The sequence below is a fragment of the Streptomyces bottropensis ATCC 25435 genome, assembly GCF_000383595.1.
Lineage (GTDB): Bacteria > Actinomycetota > Actinomycetes > Streptomycetales > Streptomycetaceae > Streptomyces > Streptomyces bottropensis.
In genome coordinates this window covers 4,589,548-4,614,703 of record NZ_KB911581.1, presented here as the reverse complement: position 1 = coordinate 4,614,703, position 25,156 = coordinate 4,589,548, and the positions used below count along the sequence as shown (strand labels likewise).

Below are 25,156 nucleotides of genomic sequence, written 5' to 3'. Positions count from 1 at the left end.
CCCAGGCGTCTCACGAAGCGCCTCGGTGGGCAAGCCCCGGCTGCTGACATGCGACAACAATCCCCGCACGCCCGCCCGGCACGCGACGTAAGGTGCACCTCGCGACGGGTGGCCGAGCGGTGCGAGGAGGGCGTGGACGACCATGGTGAAGGAATCCGAACTGGTGCACCTGCGACGCTGTGTGGCGCTCGCGACCGAGGCACTGGAGAGCGGTGACGAACCGTTCGGTTCGGTCCTGGTCGGCGGTGACGGCACCGTGCTGGCCGAGGATCACAACCGGGTGGCCGGTGGCGACCGCACCCGTCACCCGGAGTTCGAGCTGGCCCGCTGGTCGGCGGCACGGCTCACCGCCGAGGAGCGCGCGGCGGCCACCGTGTACACCTCGGGCGAGCACTGCCCGATGTGCGCCGCCGCCCACGCCTGGGTGGGCCTCGGCCGCATCGTGTACGTCGCCTCGTCCGAGCAACTGGGCAGCTGGCTGGACGAGTTGGGAGTGCCCGCGCCGCCGGTGCGGACGCTGCCGGTGCGGGAGATCGCGCCCGGGGTGACGGTCGAGGGGCCGGTGCCGGAGCTGGCCGCGGAGGTGCGGGCCCTGCACCGTCGGTTCCACGCCGGAGCGGGCGACGCGGTCGCCGCCGAGGACGGAGACGGGCGGAACGGGGACTGAGAGGCGGAAGAAGGACTGAGACGGTCGGGACGGGGCAGGCGGTCCGGGTTCCGTCGTCGTCGTCCGGAGACCTTCACCGATGTCCGAAGACGTGGTGCCGCACACCGGCCCGGTCCCGTCGGCCCCGCCCGAGGGGGCGAGGTCACGGCCGCGGCGGACCTCCCGGGACCCGTACTTCGACAACGCGAAGTACCTGACCATCGTCCTGGTGGCCTGTGGGCACGCGTGGGAGCCGCTGACGTACGGCAGCCGGACCGTGACGGCCGCGTATCTGACCGTCTACGCGTTCCACATGCCCGCCTTCGCCCTGATCTCCGGATACTTCTCGCGGAGCTTCGACATGGCGCCGGGCCGGCTGAAGCGGCTGATGACGGGGGTGGTGCTGCCGTACGTCGTGTTCGAGACGGCGTACACCCTGTTCTACCGGTGGGCGCAGGACGACCCGGGCTATCCGCTGAGCCTGCTGGATCCCTGGTACGTCATGTGGTTCCTGGTCGCCCTCTTCATCTGGCGGCTGACCACGCCCTTGTGGCTGATGCTGCGCCATCCGCTGCCCGTCGCGCTGGGTCTGGCGATGCTGGCGGCGGTCTCACCGGATCTCGGCGGTGACGTCTCCATCCAGCGCGTGCTGGGGTTCCTGCCGTTCTTCGTCCTCGGGCTGACGATGCGGGCCGAGCACTTCGAGCGGCTGCGCACCCGCCGGGTGCGGCTGTGTCTGCTCCCGGTGGGCCTCGGGGCGTTCGCGGCCGCGTACCGGGTGGCGCCGTGGTTCGACGCGGGCTGGTTCTATCACCGGGGCAGTGTCACCGGCCAGGGGGTGTCCCGTTGGACGGGCCTGCTGACCACGCCCGCCCTGTTCGCGTTGGCGGTGCTGCTGACAGCCTGCTTCCTGGCCTGGGTGCCGCGCCGGCACCTGTGGTTCACGACGCTGGGCGCGGGCACGATGTACGGCTACCTGCTGCACGGTTTCGTGATCAAGTGGGCGCGTTTCCGGGACTGGTACGCCGTGGAGTGGCCGCACACCCCGGTCGGGCAGCTGACGGTGACGGCCCTCGCGGTCGGCGGCATCACCCTGCTGTGCACCGCGCCCGTACGCGCCGCGCTCCGCTGCGTCGTCGAGCCACGCATGGAGTGGGCGTTCAAGAAGGGCGACGCCGCCCCGCCGGCCAGGGCCGAGGACGCCCCGGTCGGAGGCGGGCCGGAGAACGCCGCCCCGCCGTCCCCCGCGTCGCCTAGCCGAGTTCGAGAGTCGTGACCCCGAAGACGCGCTCCGCCGCGTACGGCCGGATCGGGCCGGTGTACATACGGGCCGTCTCGAAGGACGGTGTCAGCCCGTACTCCTCCACCAGCGCGACGGCGGCCGTGTGCGGCTCCGGCACGTCGATAACCAGTTCACGGCCCGCCGCCTCGGTGGCGAGCCCGGTGAGGAGCGCGCGGGCGTCGGCGGCGGTGTCGGCGAACAGGGGGCCGATCCGCAGGGCGTCCCGGCCCGGGCGGATGACGCCGTAGCCGGCGAGCCGCCCGTCACGATCCGCGCGAGAGCCCGGTGCCCGTCGGCGGTCAGCCACCGCTGAAGGAAGCGGGGACGGTCGGCCGGGTGACAGGCGCTGTCGTACGCGGCGAGCGACGCGGCGTCCCGGACCGGCCGCACTCCGTCGGGCAGGGCGGCCGCCCCGGGGATCACGCCCGCGTACCGGAAGGTGCGGTGGGCGGGCTCGAAGCCGGACAGGCGGTAGTTGTCCTGCTGCGCGACCACTCCGTCGAGGCCGACCGTGCGGTCGCCGGCGTGGGCGAGTGCGGTCTTCCAGGTGGTGAGGCCGTGGCCCCGGCCGCGCAGGTCCGGGCGGACCAGGTAGAAGCCGAGGAAGGCGTGGTGGTCGCCGTAGGTGACCACGGAGACGGACGAGACGGGTTCGCCGTCGATCCGGCCGATGAAGAAGCCCTCGGGGTCCTGCGCGAAGAAGCACGCGGGGTCGCGGAGCCCCGGGTTCCAGCCCTCCTCGCCCGCCCATCGGGCGACCACCGCCCAGTCGTCGAGCGTGGCCCGGGTGACGACGAGGTCCTGATGCCCCGCAGAGGTCATCTCTGCGCTCCTTCGCTGACGCTGACGCGGACGCGCGGCCGCCGGGCGGCCGGGGGTGCGGTGGTCGGCCCGCCCCGCACAGCATCCTCGCCGCAGCCCGATCACGCCCGCGACGCCGGATACGGCCGATCCCGCCGGGCGACGGGCCCGCCGGCCGGCCACCTTCACACGGACGAGCGACCCGCTCCCGGCCGCCGTACGGGGCCGGCGCGGCGCAGGATACGGCGCTCGCGGCCGCCCCGCCCGCTGGGAGGCGTCGCCGCGAGGGGCCGCCTATGGTGATCCGGGGGTTGTCCCCGGCCGCCCCGGCCGGGTGTCCCTGGAGGCACGCATGCGGTCCACGCACAGACGGCGCCCACTCGCCGGAGCCGCGGTCGCGGTGCTGGCCCTGCTGGGGGCCGGGCTGCCGGCCACGGTGGCGAGCGCCGAGAAGAAGCAGGACGACGAGCGGGCCGACCTGACCCGCTTCTACCGCCAGCAGATCACGTGGTCGAAGTGCGAGGGCATGGAGGTGCCCAGGGATCTGCGGTGCGGCAAGATCACCGTGCCGCTCGACTACGCCCGGCCCACGGCCGGCACCCTCGACCTGGCGGTGGCCCGCTACCGGGGCACCGGCGACCCGCGCGGCTCGCTGCTGCTGAACTTCGGCGGCCCCGGCGGCCCGGGTGTTCCCGAACTCGCCTACAGCGGCGCGGACTTCATGGATCTCACCAACGGCTACGACCTCGTCTCCTTCGACCCGCGCGGGGTGGGCCGCTCCTCCCCCGTCAGCTGCGGCGACGGCACCGAGGAGGCGCTGGAGGCCACCGACGACGGGAGCGACGCCGACCACCCGCAGGCCGCGCTCACGCGGCTGCGGCGGGCCGCCGCCGCGTGCCGGAAGAACTCCGGCCCCGTGCTGCCGCACATCGGCACCGTCGACGCCTCCCGCGACCTGGACGTGATGCGCGCCGCCCTCGGCGACAAGAAGCTCAACTACCTCGGCTTCTCCTACGGGACCCGGCTCGGCGCGGTCTACGCGGCGCGGTTCCCCGACAAGGTGGGCCGCATGGTCCTCGACGGGGTGGACACCCTCACCGAGCCGCTGACCGAGCAGGGGCTGGTGGGCGCGGCGGGGCAGCAGACAGCGCTGGAGGACTACCTCGACGCGTGCACCGAGCAGCTGACGTGCCCGTTCGGGCAGGACTCCCGCTCGGCCCGTGAGCAGGTCGAATCACTGGTCGCGTCACTGGACGAATACCCGGTGCCGTCGGACTTCGGGGCGGACTTCACGGGCCAGGACCTGGTGGGCGCCATCGGTCACGCCCTCTACAGCGAACAGCTGTGGCCCCTGCTCACGCAGGCGCTCAACATGCTCGTCCACGACGGCGACACCCGGGGTGTCATCGCCCTCACGGGCGGCGGTTTCGCCCCGCACACCACCCCGTACCGGTCGGCGCCGTCCTCCGCGGTACCGGCCCGCCCGCACGAGCCCACCGAGCCCACCGCGTCCGGCACACCGACTCCGCACGCCGGGCTCGTCGACGCCGAGAAGGTGCCGCTGGACAACTACCCGGCCGCGCTCATGGCGATCAACTGCGCCGACGACCCCGACCGTCCCACCGCCAGGGAGATCACCGACAACCTGGCGGAGCTGCGGGCGGCCTACGAGGACGCCTCTCCCGTCTTCGGGGCGTACCGGCTGACCCAGGTGCTGATGTGCTACGGCCGCCCCGCGGGGACCGACTTCATCCGCGAGAAGGTACGGGACGTCGACACACCGAAGATCCTGCTCGTGGGCACCCGGGGGGACCCGGCGACCCCCTTCCGCTGGACCGTGGAGACGGCGAAGCGGCTCGGCTCCTCGGCCGTCGTGCTCGACAACAAGGGCAAGGGGCACACCGGGTACGGATCGTCGAAGTGCGTGCACGAGAAGGTCGACGACTTCCTGCTGTTCGGGACGCTGCCGGACGACGGAAGTTCATGCGGAGCCGACGATTGAGCATCGGGCGTGTAACACGCACCGGTCCGGTACAACCGAGCGCCCACCCCGGACGTCACACTGGGCAGACGTCACGTTTGCGCGTGCCGTACCCGTACGTGACCAAAACTGGGGGATTCCACCGATGCGTATTCGTTCCTTGCTCACCGTCTCGACCGTGGCGACCGCCGGCGCCGCGCTGCTCATCGCCGCCGCGCCGCAGGGGGTGGCCGCCCAGCCCGCCGCGAAGACCCCGGTCTGCAAGTCGAAGGTCCTCAAGCTGGGTGCCAAGCAGTCGAAGGACGCGCGGATCGTGCACATCAGCGTCAAGAACACCGGCACCCGCACCTGCACCGTCGACCGTCTGCCCGTGGTCACCTTCGGCGACCTCGACGGGGCGGCCCAGCCGGTGCCGTCGGGCGAGAGCGGCCCGTACAAGGTCGGCGCGGGCAAGACGGTCTACGCGGCCGTCCGCACGATCGCCGATCTCAAGGACCCCGAGGCGCGTCGCGTCGACACGATCACGGTGTCGGCCAACCCCAACCTCAACGGCCGCACGTTCACCCTGAAGCAGCTGGGCGCGACCAAGAAGGTCAGGGTCTGGGAGCCGGTGACCACCTGGTGGAAGCCGTCCAAGGCCGCCGCCGACAAGGCGCTGGAGAAGGAAGTCGGCTGACCCACGCGGCTGCCGCACCGCACCACCGAGCCCGTCGGCGCGCACCTGTACGGTGCGCGCCGACGGGCTCGTCCGCTGTCCCGCGCCATGGCTCCGCCGATCGCCGCGGCGACGCGCACCGAGAGCCGGATTACCCCAAATGCCCGACACGCGAATCAGTCCTATCGTGAAGTCATGGAGCATGCCCTCAGTCCCGCGACCCTCACCGAACTGCGCCGCCCGCGGCCCTACCCCGCGGTGTCGGTGCTGACGCCGACCCATCGCAGGGAACCCGAGAACGCCCAGGATCCGGTCCGGCTGCGCAATGTGGTGGCCGAGGCGAAGAAGCGGCTGGAGCACGATCCCGCTGTCACGCGCGAGCGGCGCGCCGACGTGGTCCGGCAACTGGACCAGGCGCTGGCCGAGGTGGACCTGGCACACGCCGAGGACGGCCTGGTGATCTTCGCGGCTCCCGGCGAGCACCAGGTCTGGTCACTGGCCCGGCCGGTGCCGGAGCGCGTGGTGCTCTCGGACACCTTCCTCACCCGGAACCTGGTGGCCGCGCAGGCCGCCGAGCGGTCGTTCTGGGTGCTCTCGGTCTCCGCCGACCGGGTCACCCTGTGGAACGGCGGCCCCGACCGCGTCACCGAGGCACACATCGGCGGCTTCCCGATGACCAGGGAGCGCGACAACTTCGACGCCGAGCGCCAGGAGCGCACCGGCGACCTGCCGTCCACCTTCCGCGACGAGGACACCCGCCGCTTCCTGCGGGACGCCGACACCATGCTGGCCCGGGTCATGCGCGCACAGCACCGGCCTGTGTACGTCACCGGGGCGACGGCAGCGCTGTCCCTGTTCCACGAGATCGGCACGGTCACCAGGGACGCCACTCACATCCCGCACGGCGGTCTCGCGCACGGCACCCCGGACGCGGTGTGGCAGGCGGTCGGGCCCCTGGTCGCGGCCGAGGACCGCAGGAACGCCGACAGCGTGGCCCGGCGGCTGGAGACGGCCCGCGGCCACAAGGCGTTCGCGGCCAGCGTCGACGAGATCTGGCAGAACGCGCAGCAGGGCCGCATCCAGTTCCTGGCCGTCGAGGAGAATTACCGCACGAGCGTGCGAGCCGACGGTGACGGCGCCGGCCCCGGTGGGGCGGGTGGCGGGCACCTGGTGCCGGCCGAGAGCGGCGAGCTCGACGTCCGCGAGGACATCGTGGACGAGATCGTCGAGCGGTGCCTGGACACCGGCGCCGAGGTCTTCTTCGTGCCGGACGGCATGCTCGGCGACGCCCGCGGGATCGCCGGGGTCCTGCGCTACTGAGCCCGGCCCGCGCGCGCCGACCGTAGCCGCGCGGGTGTCACACACCGCCGAGGAGGGACGTCAGGCCCCGGTCGAGCGCCGGGCCCAGCTCCTCCCTTCCGGCGGGGACGACGCCGTAGCTGCGCAGCAGGAAGCGCTGGAGCGCCGCCTTCTCGAACCGGAGCAGGGCGGTGCCGTAGGGGGAGCGCAGTTCCACCACCGTGCGCAGGCGGCCGCAGGGCCAGATGTGCACATCGCCGGTGCCGGCCGGGGCCGCGACCCCTTTCTCCAGCAGATCACGGGAGAAGGTCCAGGTCACCATGGTGCCGTTCAGCGAGATGTCTGCCGGGAAGTCGAGGTGCACGGCCAGCGGATCGTCCGAGGAATAGCGCAGGCTCGCGGGCACCGGCACCTCCCGGTCCTCGGCGGTGACGAGGAGAGCGCGGGCGGGCTGTTCCAGCGTGACGGTCATTGAACGGTCTCCGTTTCGGTGAAGCTCTTTCCGCGACGCGTCCGGCCCGTGCGCCGACGTGCGTCTCGACCTCGTGAAGGGTTTTCGTGACCCGCGGCTTCCTGGATTCATCACTGTGACCCAAGTCACTTGATTTCCCGCCACGAGGCTCGTACATATGCCCCTCGAACACGGGAATGAAAGAAGTGTGCGGGCGGTCGATGATCCGCCAAGTCACGTACCATTCCTACGACTTGATGCCCGTGGACGCATACCGGCGCGCAGTGGACGACCCCGACCGCGAGGACGGTGGCATATGCCGCAAGCACCACCGCATCGTGTCTTGCCAAATCCCTTACAGCGCGTCGAGGGCTGTGCAACAGTCGTAATCGGCCCTTACGTCAGCGTTGGTCGTACCGTCCCCCATCGGAGTACGTGATGCCGTCCCCTCTCTCTGCGGATCGTCCCGGCGCCCAGCCGCCCCGCCGCGGCACGGTCGACGCGCTCATCACGCAGACGCGACGGCTGCGCGGCGAGGTGGACGCCGTACGACGCGACGCGCCCGCCGACGGAGGGGACCCCGAGGTCCGTTGGCAGCGCGCGCTCTACGACCTGGCCCTGCACCAACTCAGCGACCTCGACGACCACTTGGCCCAGCTGAGGGACGGCCCCACCTTGCCGCCGGCCCCCGAGCCCCAGGTCGCGCCGCCCTCGGCGCCCCCGACGCGCACGTCGCTGCTCAGCCGGGTCGGCAGCGCCGAATGGAACCTGCTCACGGACGAGGCGGGCTGGTCCGGGGAGCTGTACCAGATCCTCGGCCGCGACCCCGCCTCGCCACCACTGACCCTCGACGAACTGCCGTCGCTGGTGCTCGACGAGGACCGGCCGACCCTGACCGCGATGGTGACGGACTGTCTGATCGACGCCAAGCGCATCGACGGGGAATTCCGGGTCGTGCTCCCCGACGGCGGGGTGCGCACCGTGCACATGATGGGCGAGCCGGTGCTCGACGACGACGGCGCCACCGCCTCGATGTGGGCCGTCCTGCGGGACGTCAGCGAACTGCGGCGCAGCCAGCGCGCGGAGAGCGAGAGCCGCGACTCGCTGCACCGCCAACGGCACATCGCACAGACCGAGCACCGCCTCGCGGTCGAACTGCAGGAGGCCGTGCTGCCACCGTGGCGCGCCTCCCTGCGCCTCCCCCGGCGGGGCCCCGAGAGGCTGGACCTGGCCGCCCACTACCTGCCCTGCTCGACGAGCGCGCTCATCGGCGGCGACTGGTACGACGCCCTGGAACTGCCCGGCGGCGAGAGCCTGTTGAGCGTCGGCGACCTCACCGGTCACGGCGTGACCGTCACCTCGGGCATGGCGATGCTGATCGGCGCCCTGCGCGGCATGGCGATGGCGGGCACCGAGCCGGGCCGGCTGATGGCCTGTCTCAACCAGTTACTGGACAGCACCGTGCAACCGGCCCTCGGCAGCGCCGTCTGCTGCCGCTACCGGCCGCAGACCCGCACCCTCGTGTGGGCACAGGCGGGACACCCCGCCCCGCTGCTGTTCCGCGACGGGACGGGGCAGGTGCTGACGGCGCCGGACGGCGTCCTGCTCGGAGCGACCTCGGGTGCCGTCTACGGGCAGGCCGAAGTGACGCTCGAACAGGGCGACCTGCTGCTCCTGCACACCGACGGGCTGGTCCCCCGGCGCGATGGAGAGGCCGCCGCGCAGCGGCTGCTGGACCTGGCCCCACGGTTCGGCGGGGCCCGTACGGCCCAGGAATGTGTACGGACTGTGGTGGAGGAGTTCGGCGAGGCCGAGCGTGCGGACGACGCCTGTGTACTCGTCGCCAGGGTCAGCTCCTGAGGAAGTGCCGGCATCGGCTCCGGACGGCCCGGGGACCGTTCGCCGCGCTCACGCCGGCGCGATGTCGCCCCTGTTCTTCGACTGCGGCTTGGGCAGAGCGAGTTTGAGCTCCTCCCGCAGCTCCCGGATCTTCGGATAGCTGGAGTACTGACCGGTGAGCCGGTACATCTGACGCAGCCGGTCCCAGGTGCGGTGGGAGGAGTTGGAACCCATCGACATCAAAGCGAGGCGGGCGTACCGGTCCGCCTGTTCGGGGTCGTCGCCGATGAAGCAGGCCGAGGCCATGGACAGGAAGTCGAAGATCTTGGACCGCTGCCGGCCGTCGACGCGCAGTTCCAGTGCCTTCTGCGCGTAGTACCGGGCCTGCTTGGCCGCGGCCGGGTCGTGCTCCGCGAGGGTGCGGTAGGCCAGGGCCTGCATGCCGTAGAGGTCCTCCTCCTTGAACATCTGCATCCAGCTGGGCGGCGGCACGTCCGACCGGTCGGAGACGAACAGGTCCTCGGCCTGCCCCAGGGTGCGGCGCATGGCCTGGCCCTTGCCCATGGACGCCTGGGCCCAGGCCTCGACGGTGTGGAGCATGGCCTTGGTGCGCGGCAGCACCTGCTCGCCGGAGCCGGACTGGGCGAGCTTCATGAGGTCGAGCGCCTCGTCGGGCTTGCCGAGGTGCACCAGTTGTCGGGCCGCCCGGGACAGGGCCTCGCCCGCGCGGGGCCGGTCACCGCCCTCCCGGGCCGCGTGGGCGGCGATGATGAAGTACTTCTGGGCGGTGGGTTCGAGGCCGATGTCGTGCGACATCCAGCCCGCGAGAACGGCGAGATTGGCGGCGACGCCCCACAGGCGCCGCTGGATGCGTTCGGGGTGGTGGTAGGAGAGCATGCCTCCCACCTCGTTGAGCTGTCCCACGACAGCCTTGCGTTGCAGTCCGCCGCCCCGGGCCGCGTCCCACGCCCGGAACACCTCGACCGAGCGCTCCAGTTCCTCGATCTCCTGCACCCCGATGGGGGCGGCCTCGTAGCGGTCGAACCCGGCGGGGTCGGCGTGCAGGGGGTTGTCGAGGTCGGGGGCGTCGGCCACCAGGGCCGGATCGGTGTGCAGCCAGTCGTGCATGGCGCTGCTGAGAGCAGGTCCCGCGGTGAGCGCGACACCCGCGCCCACCAAGCCGCGTCGGTTGAGCATGAGGTCCATTCCCGTGAATTCGGTGAGGACCGCGGCAGTCCGTTCGGGCGCCCACGGCACGCCGTCGGGATGTTCCACATTCCCGCCGCCCCGCCGTTTCCCCGTACGCCCGTGCCGGACCAGACCGAGGTCCTCTATGGTCACGACACGGCCGAGACGCTCGGTGAACAGGGCCGCCAGCACCCGCGGCACGGGATCGCGCGGGATCTCTCCCGTGTCGATCCACCGCCGTACCCGTGAGGTGTCGGTCGCCAGCTGGGGGTGGCCCATGGCCGCCGCCTGCCGGTTGACCAGCCTCGCGAGCTCTCCCTTGGACCAGCCGGCCAGGCCGAACAGGTCTGCGAGTCGGTTGTTGGGTTGTCCGCTCACGTCAAGCCCCCAGGTTCTCGGCTGAGTTGAATGTAGCCCGCTGTCAGTTGCACGGGGACTATTCGCCAGGCTTCGCCAGGGTGCGCTACATGGTGTGCCAGGGCCCATCCGGTGTCAGGTAGGAAAGCGCCACCCCGACCCGGTCGCCCCGACGGGCACTCCCCAGGGTGTCCCCGGACGACCGGGGCGGGCAGCGCGTGACATTGCCGGCACACGAAGGGATCTGTCTTCCCCCATGTACGCAGCATCGTCCTCCGTGTCCGCTCCCCCCCGGTCGCTGCACCCCCGCCAGCCGGGCGGCGGCGGCCCCTACCTCGACCCCACGCGTACGGCGGCCCCGGTGCTCGGTGCCGGCCGGGCGCGGCGCGTGCCGGGCCTCGGCACCCAGCCGCTCAGCGGCAGACTCGATCTGTCCGGCCCCCAGGGCGCACAGCTGCGCACGGCGATCGCCTCGGTGCACCGCATCTGCCCGGAGTTCACCCCGGTCCAGGTACTGCGCCGCAGCGGCCGCTCGGTGCTGCTCGTCGGGACGACCGGCCGCAGCACTGCCGTCGCCAAGTGCTTACTGGACCATTCCTCCATCTGGGAGGAGCGGCTACGGCACGAAATAGCGGCATACCGCTCGTTCGTCCGACACCGCCCCCCGGTGCGGGCGCCGCGGCTGATCGCAGCGGATCCGGACAACTGCACCCTGGTCATCGAGCGGATGCCGGGCCGGGTGGCGGCCCTGCAGCGGCATCCGGTGGAGGCGCCGCCGCGTGCCGACATCCGGGCGGCGCTCGGCGCGATCTGCCGGCTGAACGCGTGGCGGCCACCGACGGGGACCTTCGACGCCCCGCTGGACTACGCGGAGCGGATCTCCCGCTTCCATGAGCTGGGTCTGCTCACCGACCGGGACATGGGGGACCTGCAGAAACTCCTGCACGGCATCGCGCACGCGTCGGGTCGTCAGGGCATGGGCCAGTTCTGCCACGGCGACGCCCTCCTGTCGAACATCCTGCTCTCACCGGCCGGTCCGGTGCTGGTGGACTGGGAACACGCGGGGTGGTATCTGCCGGGGTACGACCTGGCCACGCTGTGGGCGGTGCTCGGGGACGCGCCGGTGGCGCGGCGGCAGATCAGTCAGCTGGCGCAGTCCGCGGGCCCGGCCTCGCGAGACGCGTTCCTGGTGAACCTGATGCTCGTCCTGACACGGGAGATCCGTACCTACGAAACCGCCGTGCAGCGTTCGATGCACGACGCGACCCCGGCGGCGCCGGGCGCGGCCCACCCGGCCGCCGCGCCGTCCGGCGAGGAACAGCGGTTGCTGCTCAGGCGGCTGCACGACGACTGCCAGTTGGCCCGCAAGGCCGTCCGGGCGGCGGTCGGCACGCGCTGAAGGGTGGGAAGGTCCGCGGTGCGCCCCTGTACAAGGGGTGCACCGCGGACCTTCGTCGTGTCGGCGGACCCCGCCTCCGGGTGCGGGCGAAACCGTCAGCGCGCGCGGCGTTCGTGGTCGCGGGGTCGGCAATCACCGGGGAACGGGCCTTCTGCGGGCATGATTGACGGATCGTCGGCCGATCGGCAGCACCGGTGCCGTTCGGTCCCGCACGCCCCCGCCAACGCCCCACCGTTACAGGAGGCCGCCTTGCGAGGTTCCCCGACCGACCGCAGGCCCATCCCGCACCCCGGACGTATCCGCAGAACAGCCTTCGCCGCAGCCCCCGCCGTCCTGCTGCTTCCCCTGTTGGGCGCGGCCCCGCCCGCCGGCCAGGCGTCCGCCGCCACGGCTCGCCTCCAGGGCGCCTTCGGCGCGGCGGCCGCCGAGTACGGCGTACCGCGCGAGGTCCTGCTCGGTGTCTCCTATCTCCAGTCCCGCTGGGACACGCACGGCGGCGCGCCGAGCGTCACCGGCGGCTACGGCCCCATGCACCTCACCGACGCGCGTACGGCCCTGGCCGAGGCCCCGCACCACAGCGAGGGCACCGAGGACGCGCGCGGTGACGACTCCCGGCGGCCCCTGGTCGCCGAGGCCGGCCTGCCCGACCCCGCCCGACTGCCCGCTCGGCTGGCGACGTTGACGCGGGCCGCCGAACTGACCGGTCTGTCCGCACGGACACTGCGCACCGACCCCGGCGCGAACGTGGCGGGCGGTGCCGCGCTGCTCGCCGCCGCGCAGCGGGAGCTGGGCGCGCGGCCCAGCTCCGATCCGGCGGACTGGTACGGGGCGGTGGCCCGCTTCTCCGGCGCCGACGACCGGGCGACGGCCGCGGCGTACGCGAACGAGGTGTTCGCGGTGATCCGCGACGGCGCCGAGCGCGTCACGGACGCCGGCCAGCGGGTGTCGCTCGACGCCGAGCCGGGCCTGCGCCCCGGCTCCGGGCAGCTGTCCCGGGCGGGGTTGCGCCCCTCGGCCGCGGGCGGCACGGAGTGTCCGACGACGGTGTCCTGCGAGTGGATCCCGGCGCCGTACCAGGAGTTCGGTGACAACGACTACGGCAACCACGACCTGGCCGACCGGCCGAACTCGCAGCGCGTCCGGTACATCGTCGTCCATGACACCGAGGGCTACTGGGACACCACCCTCGAACTGGTCCAGGACCCGACATACGTGTCGTGGCACTACTCGCTGCGCTCCACGGACGGTCACATCGCGCAGCACATCAAGAGCAAGGACGTGGCCTGGCACGCCGGCAACTGGTACGTCAACGCGGCGTCGGTCGGCCTGGAGCACGAAGGGTTCCTCGCCGCGCCCGACGCCTGGTACACGGAGGCGATGTACCGCAGCTCGGCGCGGCTGGTGAGATACCTCGCCGACAAGCACCGCATCCCGCTGGACCGGCAGCACATCCTGGGCCACGACACGGTGCCCGGCCCGACGACGGCGACGGTCCGGGGGATGCACACCGATCCGGGCCCCTACTGGGACTGGCGGCACTACTTCGAGCTGCTGGGCGCGCCCCTCGGCGCGACGTCCGGCAGCGACAGCGCCATGGTCACCATCCGCCCGGACTACGCCGACAACCGGCCCGTGTTCACCGGCTGTACGTCCGGCGGCGGCTCCTGTGCGGTGCACGGCTCCAGCGCCGTACGCCTGTACACCCGGCCCGACACCACCTCGCCCCTGATCAAGGACATCGGACTGCGGCCGGACGGCAGCGCCTCGACGACCGGGGTGAACGACCTCGGCTCACGGGTCTCCACCGGGCAGAGTTACGCGGTGGCCGAGCGGCAGGGCGACTGGACGGCGATCTGGTACCTGGGGCAGAAGGCCTGGTTCAAGAACCCGAAGGACAAGCCGACGGCGGTCGGCGCGGCCGGTCTGCTCGTGACGCCCCGGGCCGGCCTGGCGGACGTCCCGGTGTACGGCCGCGCCTACCCGGAGGAGTCGGCGTACCCGGCGGGCGTGCCCGCGCAGGCGGTGTCCCCGCTGCCGTACAAGCTCCTCAAGGACCAGAGGTACGTGGCCGGCGACCAGGTGCCCGGCGAGTACTACTACGCCGTCTCCTTCGCCACGAGCGGACACCGGGTCGTGGTCGGCAAGGACCTCTACTACGAGATCCAGTTCGGCCACCGGGTGGCGTTCGTGCGGGCGGCGGACGTGCGGGTGCTGCCCGCCGCGTGAGGTGAGAGCGTCCGAGGACGAGGAAACGAGAAGGGCCGGGTGCGCACCCGGCCCTTCTCGTTTCCGTCCTCTGCTGCGCTCAGCCCTGCTGGAACAGCTCCGCCGGGAGCGGCTTGAGCAGTGCGTACAGGTCGTCGGTGATGGGGCGGTCCCAGGCGGCGATGGTCACCAGGACGTTGTCGCTGCGGTCGAACTGGACGCAGGAGATCCGGGACTCGGAGAGCTTGAGGCGGCGGACGATCAGGAGGTTGTCGCCCTGCATCACCGGCATGTCCTCGGAGCCGACGACGGTGATGTCCTCCTCGTTCTCCAGCGCGATCAGCAGCTGGCTCACCTCGAAGGGGATCTCGCCGTCGGAGACCTCGCGCGCCGGGGAGCCCTCCGGAAGGTTGCCGATGATCATCGCGGGGCCGCGACCGCCGTAGAGGTCGTATCGCAGGAAGACGCCCTGGCAGCTGCCGTCGGGGGCGGGCAGCAGGCCGGCACCGAGATTGCCCGGCCAGTCGCCCGGATCCATGGCCAGTACGTCGAATTCGGGACCGGCGGGAGTGGCGCTGCGGCGGCGGAGGAAGGACATGCGGCAATGGTACGGCGTGCTGTGCGGCGGTGGGGCCGAGGGAGCCGTGGGGGCGGGGGCGTATCCAGGGGGCGGTGCCGGCGCACCCTCCCCGTGGTGCCGCCGGGACGGGACGGGGGCGGCAACTCCCGTTCAGTGGCGTCGCGGGCCGTCCGTCACGGCTGCGAGCGTTCCGGCGAGCCGGAGCCGGTGGGGGCGCCGTCGGCGAGGGGCGCCCCGCCGGCGGCGGTGGACCGGCGGGTGGTGTCGACCGCGGGGGCCAGGAACGCCGCGCAGGCGACGCAGGCGAGGACGACGAGCATGGCGGGGCGCAGGCCGATGTGCTCGCCGAGGAAGCCGAGCCCCGGCGGTCCGACGAGGAAGGCGACGTAGCCGATGACGGCGACCAGGCTGACCCGGGCCGTCTCGTCGGGGCCGGACTCCCCGGCGGCGGAGAGCGCCAGCGGGAAGCCGAGCGAGGCGCCGAGGCCCCAGAACAGCACGGCGGCACCGGCCACGGCGGGGTTGTCGGAGACGACGACGAGGAGCAGGCCGAGTGCGCCGGAGGCGGCACTGGCGCGGACCACGGTGACGCGGCCGTACCGGTCGAGGACATGGGTGCCGGTGAAGCGGCCCACCGTCATGGCGGCGGCGAATCCGGCGTAGACGAGGGAGCCCGCGGTGGGGTCCATGCCGTGCCCGTCGACCATGAGCAGGGGCAGCCAGTCGTTGGCCGAGCCCTCGGCCAGGGCCATGGCCAGCACGATCGCGCCGATGAGGAGGAGCCTGCCGTCCTTCCAGACCGCCGGGTGGCGCGCCGCGCGGCCGTCGTCCCGGGGCTCGGCGGGGGCGGTGCGTCCGGTGCCCGCCGGGATGGCGCGCACGGCGTGGAGCAGGAGGGCGGCGGACAGCGCGACGACCGCCGCGAGGTGCCAGTGGACCGGGACTCCGGCCGCCGTCGCCGCCATTCCGGCACCGGCTCCGCACACCGTGCCCAGGCTGAAGAAGCCGTGCAGCGGGGGCAGTGTGGTGCGTCCGCTGATCCGTTCGACGTCGGCGCCGTCGACGTTCACCGCCACGTCCCCGACGCCCATGCCGGCGCCGAACGCGCACAGGCCCGTGGTCACCAGCGGCACCGACGCGGCGAAGCCGCCGAAGCAGACCGTGACCATCCCGGCCAGCAGCAGCCAGGTCCCCCAGACGATCACGGGGCGTGTCCCGTATCGGGACGTCAGCCGCCCCGAACAGCTGATCCCCAGCATCGCGCCGAGCGACAGCCCGAACAGGACCAGTCCCATCTGCGCGGTGGAGACGTCCAGCCGGTCCCGGATCGCGGGCGTGCGGGTCACCCACGACGACATCGAGATGCCGGCGAGCAGGAAGACCAGGAACAACGCCTGCCGGCGTCGGCGCACGGCGTCGTTCATGAGACTGCTTCTCCAAGGGAGCGGAGCCACTGCGGGCCCTCTGCGGCGCCCCCTGACCGAACAAATGTACAGGGCAGGCTCGCTCCCGCCTTCGGATCCTCGGTCCCACCCCCTCCTCGTCGGTGGCCGCCGTCGGGCTCCGAGGGCCCGGCGACACCACGCGTACCACCGCTCAGGTCAGGTCGAACTCGCCTTCGCGGGCACCCGAGACGAAGGCGCCCCATTCGGCGGGGGTGAAGATCAGCGAGGGGCTCTCGGGGCTGCCGCTGTTGCGCATGGCGATGAAGCCCTCGACGAAGGCGATCTGGACATCTCCCCGCCCCTGGCTGCTCGACCGCCAGTCCGCGTTGCTCAGGTCCAGTTCCGCCGGTTTGTGCCAGCCTTCGAGGGATCGCTGCTGCATGGTGGTCTCGGCCACGTCCGTGCTCCTCCCGGTTCGTCGTCCGCCCGCCAGACTAGCGATCGGCCCCCACCGCCGACAGGCCACGTGAGGGGGAGGTTCAGGAGGTGGGCGGCTCGGCGCCCACCAGCCACATCGAGAAGAACTGCGATCCGCCGCCGTAGGCGTGCCCGAGCACCCGGCGGGCGCCCTCCACCTGGTGTTCTCCCGCGAGGCCCCGCACCTGGAGCGCGGCCTCCGCGAAACGGATCATGCCGGAGGCACCGATGGGGTTGGTCGACAGGACTCCGCCGGACATGTCGACCGGGAGATCCCCGTCCAGCTCGGTGACACCGGACTCGGTGAGCTTCCAGCCCTCCCCCTCGGCGGCGAAGCCGAGGTTCTCAAGCCACATCGGCTCGTACCAGGAGAACGGGACGTACATCTCCACCGCGTCGATCTCCCGGCGGGGATCGGCGATGCCCGCCTGCCGGTAGACGTCGGCCGCGCAGTCCCGTCCCGCGCGCGGCGACACGCTGTCCTTGCCCGCGAACAGCGTGGGCTCGCTGCGCATCGCGCCGCCGTGCATCCACGCGGCGGGCCGGGGCGCCCGGGCGGCCCCCGCACGGTCGGTGAGGACCATGGCGACGGCCCCGTCGGAGGACGGGCAGGTCTCGGAGTAGCGGATCGGGTCCCACAGCATGGGCGAGGCCTGGACCTTCTCCAGCGTGATGTCGTGCTCGTGGAGGTGGGCGTAGGGGTTCTTCAGCGCGTTGCGGCGGTTCTTGTACGCGACCAGGGAGCCGACGGTGTCGGGGGCGCCGCTGCGCCGCATGTACGCCCGCACGTGCGGGGCGAAGAAGCCTCCGGCGCCGGCCAGCAGCGGCTGCTGGAACGGGATCGGCAGGGACAGGCCCCACATGGCGTTCGACTCGGACTGTTTCTCGAAGGCGAGGGTCAGCACGGTGCCGTGGACGCGGGCGGCGACCAGGCTCGCGGCGACCAGCGCGGTCGAACCGCCCACCGAGCCGGCCGTGTGCACCCGCATCATGGGCTTGCCGACCGCGCCGAGCGCGTCCGCGAGATACAGCTCGGGCATCATGACGCCCTCGAAGAAGTCGGGCGCCTTGCCGATGACGACGGCCTCGACGTCGGCCCACGTCAACTCGGCGTCGTCCAGGGCCCGTCGGGCGGCCTCGCGGACGAGCCCGGCGATCGACACGTCCCGGCGCGCCGCCACGTGCTTGGTCTGGCCGACGCCTACGACGGCCACGGGCTCCTTGCTCATCGGGGATCCCCTTCGAGGACGGCGACCAGGTTCTGCTGCAGACAGGGGCCGGAGGTGGCGTGTGCCAGCGCCCGGTCGGACTCGCCCCGGTGGATGCGGGCGGCGGCCTCGCCGATCCTGATGAGGCCGGCGGCCATGACCGGGTTGGCGGCCAGGGCCCCGCCCGACGGATTGACGCGCACCCTGTCGTCGAGCCCCAGCACCTCGCGCAGGATCACCTCCTGGGAGCTGAACGGCGCGTGCAGTTCGGCGGTGTCCACCGGGCGGGCGAACGCTCCGGCGCGCTCGGCGGCGAGCCGGGTGGACGGCGAGTCGGTGAGATCGCGTACGCCGATGCCGTGCGCCTCGATGCGGTGGTCGATGCCCCGGATCCAGGCGGGCCGCTCGCACAGGTCACGGGCCCGGTCCCCCGCCGCGAGGATCACGGCGGCGGCGCCGTCGCCGATGGGCGGACAGTCCCCGGTGCGCAGCGGCCGTACGAGATAGTCCCCCTGCGGCACCGAACCCCGCAGCTGGGCGTGGGAGTTGGCGGCGGCGTCGGCGCGGCTGCGGGCCCCGACGGCCGCCAGTGCCGGCTCGTCCGTGGTGCCCGCGTCGATGAGCGCCTGCGCCTGGAGTGCGGCGAGGGCGACGGAGTCGGGCCACAGCGGGGCCACGTAGTAGGGGTCGAGCTGCCGGGTCAGGACGTCCCGTACCGATCCGGGCGAGGACTTGCCGTAGGAGTAGACGAGCGCAGTGTCGGCGTCGCCGGTCCGCAGTTTCACCCAGGCCTCGTACAGCGCCCACGCCCCGTCCATCTCGACGTGCGACTCGGAGATCGGCGGCCAGGCGCCCACGCCGTCGAGGGCCAGGGTGAAGGAGAATGCCCGGCCCGCGAGGTAGTCGCTGGAGCCGGAGCAGGTGAAGCCGATGTCGGCGGTCTTCAGTCCGGTGGCCTCCATGACCTCGTGGAGCACCGGCATGAGCATCTCCACCTCGGAGACGTCGTCGCTGGTGCGCCGGTGGTCGGTCTGGGCGAAGGCGACGACGGCGATGTCACGTGCGCCCGCCTCTCGTGCTGCCTCGCGTGTCACAGCGTCTCCCTGAACGTCTCGTAGTCCGCGTCGGGTTCGCCGGTGGGCCGGTAGTGGTCGGGGTAGCGGGCCCCCTCGGTCCACACCGGCTCGACGCGCAGTCCCATGCGCACCTGGTCGTAGGGGATGCCGGCGATCCGGCCGTGCAGGGCGAGTCCGGCGCCGTCGAGGGCGATGTGGGCGTAGACGTAGGGGACTTCGATGTCCAGGTTCTTCGCCTTGATGTTGACGATGCAGAACGTGGTGACCGTCCCGCCGGGCCCGACCTCCACCTGTTCGGCCGTGGCCACCCCGCAGGTCGGGCAGGCGCCCCTCGGCGGGACGTACACCTTGCGGCAGGAGGGGCAGCGTTCACCGACCGTGCGGCGGCCGCCGAGGGCGTTGATGTAGCCGGTCTGGGCGCGGCCGGGCGAGTAGGTGTAGTCGAGGCGGGCGGGGGCGACGATCCCGGTGACCGCGTCCTCGAACTCGCCGCTGTGGCCCGCCGGTTTTGCCGCCTGCCCGGCGTACGGCTCGAAGCAGGCGATGTCCGTGATGGCGCCGGACCGTTCCTCGGCCCACCGGACGCGGACGCGCATGCCGGTGCGGACGGCGTCGGGGCCGGGCGCGTCGAGGGCGTGGAGCAGGGCCGTGTCGGCGCCGTCGAGCCGCACCAGTACCCAGGCGAAGGGGGTGGCGAGGGGCTGGCCACGACGGGGGTCGTGGTTCCAGGCCCAGGTGGTGACTGTCCCAGTGGGGGCGACCTCGACGAGATCGCGAATCTCCTCGGCGGTGACGGGGTCGTACTCGACGGGCGGCACGAGGACCCGCCCGTCACCGGTGCGCACACCGAGGACGGTCCCCTCACGCAGCCCGGTGAGAAAGGCGCTCTGTACCGGGCCGACGGAGCGGGTGAAGGGAAACTCTACGGTGAGCGGGGCCTTGAGGATCGCGGCCATCAGGGCTTGCCTCCTTCGAAAGAGGGGCGACAGGGGCGCCCCTTCAGGGGCGCGGGGAACTGCGCGACCAGCCACGTCCGGTCCGCAGCCGAGACACGGCACCGGCCGGACGCCTACTCCCGCTTGTAGACGGGGGACCGCTTCTCGGCGAAGGCACGAGCCCCTTCCTTCGCGTCGGCCGTGTCGAAGACGGGCCACCCCCGCTTCAACTCGGCGGCCAGCCCCTCCGCCTCGGTCATCTCGGCCGTCTCGTACACGGACGCCTTCACCGCCTCCACGGCCAGCGGCCCGCACGCGTTGATCCGCTCGGCGATCTCCAGGGCCTTGGCCAGGGCCGTGCCGTCGGGCACGACCTGCCCGATCAGCCCGATCCCGGCGGCCTCGCGCGCGCTGTACGGCCGCCCGGTGAGCAGCATCTCCAGCGCGTGCGTGCGCGGGATCTGCCGCTGGAGACGGACCGTGGAGCCGCCGATCGGGAAGAGCCCGCGCCTGACCTCGAAGAGGCCGAACGTCGCCGACTCGCCCGCGACCCGGATGTCGGTGCCCTGGAGGATCTCCGTGCCGCCGGCGACGCAGTGCCCCTCGACGGCGGCGATCACCGGCTTGCGCGGCCGGTGGTGGCGGAGCATGGCCTTCCAGTGCAGGTCGGGGTCGGCCTTGAGCCGGTCCCGGTACTGCTGTCCCTCCATCCCCTTGCCCGCGAGGGCCTTGAGGTCCATCCCGGCGCAGAAGGCGCCGCCCGCTCCCGTGAGGACGATCGAGCGGACCTCCTCGTCCTCGTCGGCCTGGACCCAGCCGTCGTACAGGCCGACGAGCATCGGCAGCGAGAGCGCGTTCTTGGCTTCGGGCCTGTTGAGCGTGAGCACCAGTGTGCCGCCTTCGCGCCGCACGGTGAGGTGTTCGGTGCCGCCCATCGGGGTTCTCCCTCCACAGGAAACGAGAACAGGTTGCAGGAGACGGGGCGGCACTTCAAGGGGTTTCTGACAGACAGTCAGATTTCTGTGCGGGGACTCTTCACAGTTGTGCCGCCCTTTGCTCTGATGACCGGCAACCGAGGGGCAGCGAGGTCAGGAGGAGCGCGGTGGAGTACAACCTTGCCGACCTGTTCGAGTCGGTGGTCGACGTGGTGCCCGGCCGGGCGGCGCTCGCGTATCTCGACATCCCCGGCACGGGCGCGGAGCACCGGCTCACCTACGCGGAACTGGACGCGGCGGCCAACCGGGTCGGACACCATCTGCTCGACAGCGGGATACGGCCCGGCGAGCACGTGGGGCTGCACCTGTACAACGGCATCGAGTACCTGCAGACCGCGCTCGGGTGCCTGAAGGCCCGGATCGTGCCGGTCAACGTCAACTACCGCTATGTGGAAGAGGAGTTGGTCTACCTCTACCGGGACGCGGATCTGGCCGGTCTGGTCTTCGACACGGAGTTCACGGGGCGGGTGGCGGCCACGCTGCCGCGCACGGAGAAGCTGCGGCACCTGGTGCGGGTGGGGACCCCCGCGCCGGACGCGCCCCCGCTCGACGTGGTCGACTTCACCGACGCGGCGGCTGCCGCGTCCGCCGAGCGGGACTTCCCCGCGCGCTTCGGCGACGACCAGTTCATCATCTACACCGGCGGCACCACGGGCATGCCCAAGGGCGTGATGTGGCGTCAGGAGGACCTGTTCTTCTCGGGGTTGGGCGGGGGCTCCCCCACCGGGGAGCCGGTGAAGTCACCGGAGGAGCTGGCCGAGCGCGTCGCGGCCGGCGGCGAGGGGATCACGTTCTTCCCCACGGCCCCGCTGATGCACGGCACCTCCACGCTCACCGCGTTCATCGGGTTCAACTTCGGCCAACGGGTGGTGATCCACCGCAAGTTCGTGCCCGAGGAGGCCCTGCGGACGATCGAGAAGGAGAAGGTCACCAGTGTGTCGCTGGTCGGCGACGCCATGCTGCGCCCGCTCATCGACGCGCTCGACGGCCCGATGCGGGGCACGGACTGCTCCTCCCTGTTCAGCGTGTCGTCGTCCGGGGCGATCATGTCGGAGACCGTCCGGCGGCAGTTCCAGGCCCTGGTGCCGAACGCGATGCTGCTGAACAACTTCGGGTCGTCGGAGTCCGGTTTCAACGGCACGGCGACGGCGGACTCGGGCGCCGGCGCCGGGTTCCGGATACGGGTCCACTCCCGGACACAGGTCGTGGATCCGGTGACGTACGAACCCGTGCCGGTCGGCGTGCCGGGCCGGGTCGCCCAGCGCGGCCATGTCCCCCTCGGCTACTACAACGACCCGCGGAAGACCGCCGAGACCTTCTTCGAGCGGGACGGCGAACGCTGGGTGCTCCTCGGCGATATGGCGACCGTCGACGAGGAGGGCGTCGTCACGGTCCTCGGCCGGGGCTCCCAGTGCATCAACACCGGTGGCGAGAAGGTGTACCCGGAGGAGGTCGAGCAGGCCCTGAAGGCCCACCCCGACGTGTACGACGCGCTGGTGGCCGGGGTGCCCGACGCCCGCTGGGGCAACCACGTCGCCGCCGTGGTCCAGCTACGCGAGGGCGCGGACCTGCCGTCCCTCCAGGACATCCAGAGCCACTGCCGCGCCCGCCTCGCCGGCTACAAGATCCCCCGCCAGCTGGTCCTCACCGACGCGATCCAGCGCTCCCCCAGCGGCAAGGCGGACTACCGCTGGGCGCGGTCGGTGGCGGTGGCGGCCGAGCACTGACCGCGTGCGGCTCTCGCACGGTCAGCTCCGCCCGGCGGCCAGCCGGTGCCGCAGGGCCGTTGCCGCTGGTGCCGAAGGGCGTCGAAGATCTCCAGGGCCGCGGTCCAGTACGGCGACGGGTCGGCGCCGGAGGTCGTCGCCGCGGCCCACCCGAGGATCTCCAGGGCCTCCGCCTGACCCCTGCGGTAACCGCTCGCCCGTGTGCGGCGAGGGCCCGGGTGCCGTACTCCACGGCGGGGTTTCGCTTCCGCGATGGACTCACCGCCCGTCGAGGAAGGCCGTCACACGGTCGACGAAGAACTCTGGGTCGTCCAGCCACGGGAAGTGGCCGCCGCCCGGCTGGACCACGAACCGCGCGTCCGGGAAGAAGGCGGCCGCGCGGTGGGCGAGTGCGGGCGGGGGGCCGGTGTCGAGTTCGCCCGCGTACACCAGGGCCGGCGCCCGCAGTGCGGTGAGGGCGGCTCGGGTGACGGGCGGGTCGTAGGCGCCCGCGGAGCCGTAGACCGTGGACGCCTCGTCGTTCGTCTGGTCCTCCTCGGCGGCCATGTGGGCGCGGGCGGTGTCGTCCCAACGGCCGTAGAACAGCGGCATCATGGCGTCGGCGAAGGGGCCGTGGCCGGTCCAGGCGGCCTCGAAGGCCGGGTACGCCTCGGCGAACCACGGTTCGCCCTCGCGCAGGCGGGCGGCGGCGAGGCGGTCCTCGACGGTCACCGGCAGGCCCACCGCCCAGGGGGTGGCGGTGATCAGCGCCAGACGGGAGACGCGCTCGGGGTGGCGGGCCGCGTAGAGCGTGGCCAGGTTGCCGCCGGCCGAGTGGGCGAGCAGGTCCACGCGGTCCAGGCCCAGGTGGGCGCGGAGTGCTTCCACGTCGTCGACCTGGCGGTCGCAGCGGTAGGTCGCGGGATCGGCGGGGACGGCCGAGTCGCCCGTTCCGCGCAGGTCGAGCAGGACCAGGCGCCGGTGGGCCGTCAGACCGCCGAGGTCGCCCAGGTAGGCGGAGGCGCGCATCGCTCCGCCGGGGAGGACGATCAACGGGTCGCCCTCGCCTCGCAGGTGGTAGGCGAGTTCGGTTCCGTCGGGTGCGGTGAAGGCCGGCATGGTGTCGATCTTCGAGGACGGGCGGTGTGCGCCGCAACGGGGTTCACGACGCCGCCGGCACTCACGTCCGCGTGAGGCGGTCCCGCAGCTCCCGTTTGAGGATCTTCCCGCTCGCGTTGCGCGGCAGCGCGTCCACGAAGTGGATCGACTTGGGTGCCTTGAAGTGCGGGAGCTTCTCGCGGGCGTGGGCGAGGAGTTCGTCCTCCGTGACCTCTCCCCGCCGTACGACGACCGCCGTGACGGCCTCGATCCAGTGGTCGTCGGGCAGGCCGATCACCGCGACCTCGGCGACCGCCTCATGGGTGTAGAGCGCGTCCTCCACCTGGCGCGAGGCGATGAGCACGCCGCCGGAGTTGATGACGTCCTTCACGCGGTCGACGACGGTGAAGAAGCCGTGGGCGTCGCGCACGGCGAGGTCCCCGGAGTGGAACCAGCCGTCGCGGAACGCCTCGGCGGTCTCCTCCGGCTTCTCCCAGTAGCCCTCGCAGAGCTGCTGCGACTGGTAGACGATCTCGCCGGGAGTGCCGTCGGGCACCTCCTCGCCGTCCTCGTCGACGACCTTCGCCTCGACGAACATGACGGGACGCCCGCAGGAGTCCATGCGCCCCTTGTGCTCGTGCGGTCCGAGGACCATCGCCAGCGGGCCGATCTCGCTCTGCCCGAAGCAGTTGTGGAAGGCCAGCTTGGGCAACCGCTCCCGGAGCCGCTCCAGGACGGGCACCGGCATGATCGACGCCCCGTAGTACGCCTTGCGCAGGCCGCCGAGGTCACGCGTGTCGAAGTCGGGGCGGCCCGCGAGGGCGATCCACACCGTGGGCGGGGCGAAGAAGCTGTCGGCGCGGCCCTCCTCCACGAGGTCGAGGATCCGGTCGCCGTCGGGGGCGTCGAGGATCGTGTTCGTGGCACCGACCGCGAGGTAGGGCACCAGGAAGACGTGCATCTGGGCGGAGTGGTACAGCGGCAGGGAGTGCACGGGCAGGTCGCCCGCCTGGAGGTCGAGGGCGGCGATCGCGCTGAGGTACTCGTGGACCAGCGCGCGGTGCGTCATCATCGCGCCCTTGGGGAGCGCGGTCGTGCCCGAGGTGTACAGGAGCTGGACAAGGTCCTCGGCCCGGGGCTCCTCGCCGTCGTACGGCTCGGTGCCGGCGAGTCGTACGAGGAGCGAGTCGTCCGCGTCGCGCAGGGGCAGGGCGCGGGTGCCCTCGGGGAGGTTGCCGGCCAGGTCGGGATCGGTGAGGACGAGGGTGCTGCCGGACTGGTCGAGGAGGTAGGCGAGGTCGTCGCCGGTGAGGTTCTGGTTGACGGGGACGTGCACCAGGCCGGCGCGGGCGGCGGCCAGGAAGGCGATGAGATAGGCGTCCGAGTTGTGGCCGTAGGCGGCGACCCGGTCGCCGGGCCGCAGTCCGGTGTCGCGCAGGGCGCGGGCCGCGCGGGAGACCGCGTCGTCCAGTTCGGCGTAGGTCCACGACCGCTCGCCGTAGTGGATCGCGACGCGGGCGGGAACCCGCCGGGCGCTGCGGCGCAGCGTCCCGTCGACCGTCACACTGCGGCCTGCCGTCATGTTTCCCGCTC

General features: G+C 72.3%; 20 protein-coding genes and 1 pseudogene. 9 read left to right on the top strand and 12 right to left on the bottom strand.

From position 1 onward, the window contains the following. Positions 1-142 precede the first annotated feature (142 nt). Positions 143-667: a nucleoside deaminase gene (locus tag STRBO_RS0120325; protein WP_005474375.1), complete on the top strand. Its 525-nt coding sequence runs from the start codon at positions 143-145 to the stop codon at positions 665-667. Between the two features lie 79 nt (positions 668-746). Beyond that, on the top strand, positions 747-1,922 hold the full coding sequence (locus STRBO_RS0120320; RefSeq protein WP_005474376.1) for an acyltransferase family protein: 1,176 nt from the start codon (positions 747-749) through the stop codon (positions 1,920-1,922). Here STRBO_RS0120320 and STRBO_RS40280 read toward each other — a convergent pair. After that, positions 1,900-2,750, bottom strand: a pseudogene (locus tag STRBO_RS40280) (GNAT family N-acetyltransferase). The gene STRBO_RS0120320 and the pseudogene STRBO_RS40280 overlap by 23 nt on opposite strands. Before the next feature lie 331 nt (positions 2,751-3,081). On the opposite strand from STRBO_RS40280, the gene STRBO_RS0120310 reads away from it, so the two are divergent. From STRBO_RS0120310 to STRBO_RS0120300, 3 genes are all read left to right on the top strand, one after another. Further along, the gene (locus STRBO_RS0120310) at positions 3,082-4,731 is read left to right on the top strand and encodes an alpha/beta hydrolase (RefSeq protein WP_020114691.1); all 1,650 of its coding nucleotides are present in this window, start codon (positions 3,082-3,084) and stop codon (positions 4,729-4,731) included. A gap of 124 nt (positions 4,732-4,855) precedes the next feature. Continuing rightward, on the top strand, positions 4,856-5,386 hold the full coding sequence (locus STRBO_RS0120305) for a DUF4232 domain-containing protein (RefSeq protein ID WP_005474382.1): 531 nt from the start codon (positions 4,856-4,858) through the stop codon (positions 5,384-5,386). 174 nt (positions 5,387-5,560) lie between these two features. Next, on the top strand, positions 5,561-6,685 hold the full coding sequence (locus STRBO_RS0120300; RefSeq protein WP_005474384.1) for a baeRF3 domain-containing protein: 1,125 nt from the start codon (positions 5,561-5,563) through the stop codon (positions 6,683-6,685). A 37-nt stretch (positions 6,686-6,722) separates the two neighbouring features. Here STRBO_RS0120300 and STRBO_RS0120295 read toward each other — a convergent pair whose 3' ends face one another. Then, complete coding sequence (locus tag STRBO_RS0120295) at positions 6,723-7,136, bottom strand: SsgA family sporulation/cell division regulator (RefSeq protein ID WP_005474386.1); 414 nt, start codon at positions 7,134-7,136, stop codon at positions 6,723-6,725. Between the two features lie 417 nt (positions 7,137-7,553). Between STRBO_RS0120295 and STRBO_RS0120285 the strand changes: the two genes are divergently transcribed. Beyond that, positions 7,554-8,975, top strand: coding sequence for a PP2C family protein-serine/threonine phosphatase (locus STRBO_RS0120285; protein WP_005474388.1), 1,422 nt, complete (start codon positions 7,554-7,556; stop codon positions 8,973-8,975). 48 nt (positions 8,976-9,023) lie between these two features. On the opposite strand, the gene STRBO_RS0120280 is transcribed toward STRBO_RS0120285, so the two are convergent. Then, entirely contained in the window at positions 9,024-10,520 is a 1,497-nt protein-coding gene (locus STRBO_RS0120280) for a DNA-binding protein NsdB (RefSeq protein WP_005474390.1), read from the bottom strand. A gap of 235 nt (positions 10,521-10,755) precedes the next feature. Here STRBO_RS0120280 and STRBO_RS0120275 point away from each other — a divergent pair, with 235 nt between their 5' ends. Together STRBO_RS0120275 and STRBO_RS0120270 are read left to right on the top strand one after the other, a co-directional pair. Further along, positions 10,756-11,898, top strand: a complete 1,143-nt coding sequence (locus STRBO_RS0120275) for an aminoglycoside phosphotransferase family protein (protein ID WP_005474392.1) — start codon at positions 10,756-10,758, stop codon at positions 11,896-11,898. Positions 11,899-12,147: 249 nt separating this feature from the next. Next, the gene (locus STRBO_RS0120270; protein ID WP_020114688.1) at positions 12,148-14,124 is read left to right on the top strand and encodes an N-acetylmuramoyl-L-alanine amidase; all 1,977 of its coding nucleotides are present in this window, start codon (positions 12,148-12,150) and stop codon (positions 14,122-14,124) included. Positions 14,125-14,203: 79 nt separating this feature from the next. Here the strand turns inward: STRBO_RS0120270 and STRBO_RS0120265 are convergent, their stop codons facing one another. From STRBO_RS0120265 to STRBO_RS0120235, 7 genes are all read right to left on the bottom strand, one after another. Then, entirely contained in the window at positions 14,204-14,701 is a 498-nt protein-coding gene (locus STRBO_RS0120265; protein ID WP_005474395.1) for a hypothetical protein, read from the bottom strand. Between the two features lie 155 nt (positions 14,702-14,856). Further along, positions 14,857-16,179, bottom strand: a complete 1,323-nt coding sequence (locus STRBO_RS0120260) for an MFS transporter (protein ID WP_425336037.1) — start codon at positions 16,177-16,179, stop codon at positions 14,857-14,859. Positions 16,180-16,279: 100 nt separating this feature from the next. Then, a complete protein-coding gene (locus STRBO_RS0120255; protein WP_005474397.1) occupies positions 16,280-16,525 on the bottom strand; it encodes a DUF397 domain-containing protein in 246 nt (81 codons plus the stop codon). 82 nt (positions 16,526-16,607) lie between these two features. After that, entirely contained in the window at positions 16,608-17,774 is a 1,167-nt protein-coding gene (locus tag STRBO_RS0120250; protein ID WP_005474398.1) for a thiolase domain-containing protein, read from the bottom strand. Continuing rightward, positions 17,771-18,847, bottom strand: a complete 1,077-nt coding sequence (locus STRBO_RS0120245; protein ID WP_005474399.1) for a thiolase domain-containing protein — start codon at positions 18,845-18,847, stop codon at positions 17,771-17,773. The genes STRBO_RS0120250 and STRBO_RS0120245 overlap by 4 nt, the downstream gene beginning before the upstream one ends. After that, a complete protein-coding gene (locus tag STRBO_RS0120240; RefSeq protein ID WP_005474400.1) occupies positions 18,844-19,785 on the bottom strand; it encodes a Zn-ribbon domain-containing OB-fold protein in 942 nt (313 codons plus the stop codon). Before STRBO_RS0120240 ends, STRBO_RS0120245 begins: the two co-directional genes overlap by 4 nt. A gap of 113 nt (positions 19,786-19,898) precedes the next feature. After that, on the bottom strand, positions 19,899-20,699 hold the full coding sequence (locus tag STRBO_RS0120235; RefSeq protein ID WP_005474402.1) for a crotonase/enoyl-CoA hydratase family protein: 801 nt from the start codon (positions 20,697-20,699) through the stop codon (positions 19,899-19,901). A gap of 167 nt (positions 20,700-20,866) precedes the next feature. On the opposite strand from STRBO_RS0120235, the gene STRBO_RS0120230 reads away from it, so the two are divergent. Then, the gene (locus tag STRBO_RS0120230) at positions 20,867-22,486 is read left to right on the top strand and encodes an acyl-CoA synthetase (RefSeq protein ID WP_005474409.1); all 1,620 of its coding nucleotides are present in this window, start codon (positions 20,867-20,869) and stop codon (positions 22,484-22,486) included. A gap of 258 nt (positions 22,487-22,744) precedes the next feature. On the opposite strand, the gene STRBO_RS0120225 is transcribed toward STRBO_RS0120230, so the two are convergent. Together STRBO_RS0120225 and STRBO_RS0120220 are read right to left on the bottom strand one after the other, a co-directional pair. Continuing rightward, the gene (locus STRBO_RS0120225) at positions 22,745-23,584 is read right to left on the bottom strand and encodes an alpha/beta fold hydrolase (RefSeq protein ID WP_005474411.1); all 840 of its coding nucleotides are present in this window, start codon (positions 23,582-23,584) and stop codon (positions 22,745-22,747) included. Positions 23,585-23,645: 61 nt separating this feature from the next. Beyond that, on the bottom strand, positions 23,646-25,145 hold the full coding sequence (locus tag STRBO_RS0120220) for an acyl-CoA synthetase (protein ID WP_020114687.1): 1,500 nt from the start codon (positions 25,143-25,145) through the stop codon (positions 23,646-23,648). Positions 25,146-25,156: the final 11 nt, after the last annotated feature.

Coding starts and splice junctions, on each gene's coding strand:
- STRBO_RS0120265 (WP_005474395.1), bottom strand. CDS start 14,701: ATGTCCTTCCTCCGCCGCCGCAGCGCCACTCCCGCCGGTCCCGAATTC.
- STRBO_RS0120320 (WP_005474376.1), top strand. CDS start 747: ATGTCCGAAGACGTGGTGCCGCACACCGGCCCGGTCCCGTCGGCCCCG.
- STRBO_RS0120225 (WP_005474411.1), bottom strand. CDS start 23,584: ATGCCGGCCTTCACCGCACCCGACGGAACCGAACTCGCCTACCACCTG.
- STRBO_RS0120235 (WP_005474402.1), bottom strand. CDS start 20,699: ATGGGCGGCACCGAACACCTCACCGTGCGGCGCGAAGGCGGCACACTG.
- STRBO_RS0120310 (WP_020114691.1), top strand. CDS start 3,082: ATGCGGTCCACGCACAGACGGCGCCCACTCGCCGGAGCCGCGGTCGCG.
- STRBO_RS0120295 (WP_005474386.1), bottom strand. CDS start 7,136: ATGACCGTCACGCTGGAACAGCCCGCCCGCGCTCTCCTCGTCACCGCC.
- STRBO_RS0120325 (WP_005474375.1), top strand. CDS start 143: ATGGTGAAGGAATCCGAACTGGTGCACCTGCGACGCTGTGTGGCGCTC.
- STRBO_RS0120300 (WP_005474384.1), top strand. CDS start 5,561: ATGGAGCATGCCCTCAGTCCCGCGACCCTCACCGAACTGCGCCGCCCG.
- STRBO_RS0120220 (WP_020114687.1), bottom strand. CDS start 25,145: ATGACGGCAGGCCGCAGTGTGACGGTCGACGGGACGCTGCGCCGCAGC.
- STRBO_RS0120250 (WP_005474398.1), bottom strand. CDS start 17,774: ATGAGCAAGGAGCCCGTGGCCGTCGTAGGCGTCGGCCAGACCAAGCAC.
- STRBO_RS0120305 (WP_005474382.1), top strand. CDS start 4,856: ATGCGTATTCGTTCCTTGCTCACCGTCTCGACCGTGGCGACCGCCGGC.
- STRBO_RS0120285 (WP_005474388.1), top strand. CDS start 7,554: ATGCCGTCCCCTCTCTCTGCGGATCGTCCCGGCGCCCAGCCGCCCCGC.
- STRBO_RS0120240 (WP_005474400.1), bottom strand. CDS start 19,785: ATGGCCGCGATCCTCAAGGCCCCGCTCACCGTAGAGTTTCCCTTCACC.
- STRBO_RS0120275 (WP_005474392.1), top strand. CDS start 10,756: ATGTACGCAGCATCGTCCTCCGTGTCCGCTCCCCCCCGGTCGCTGCAC.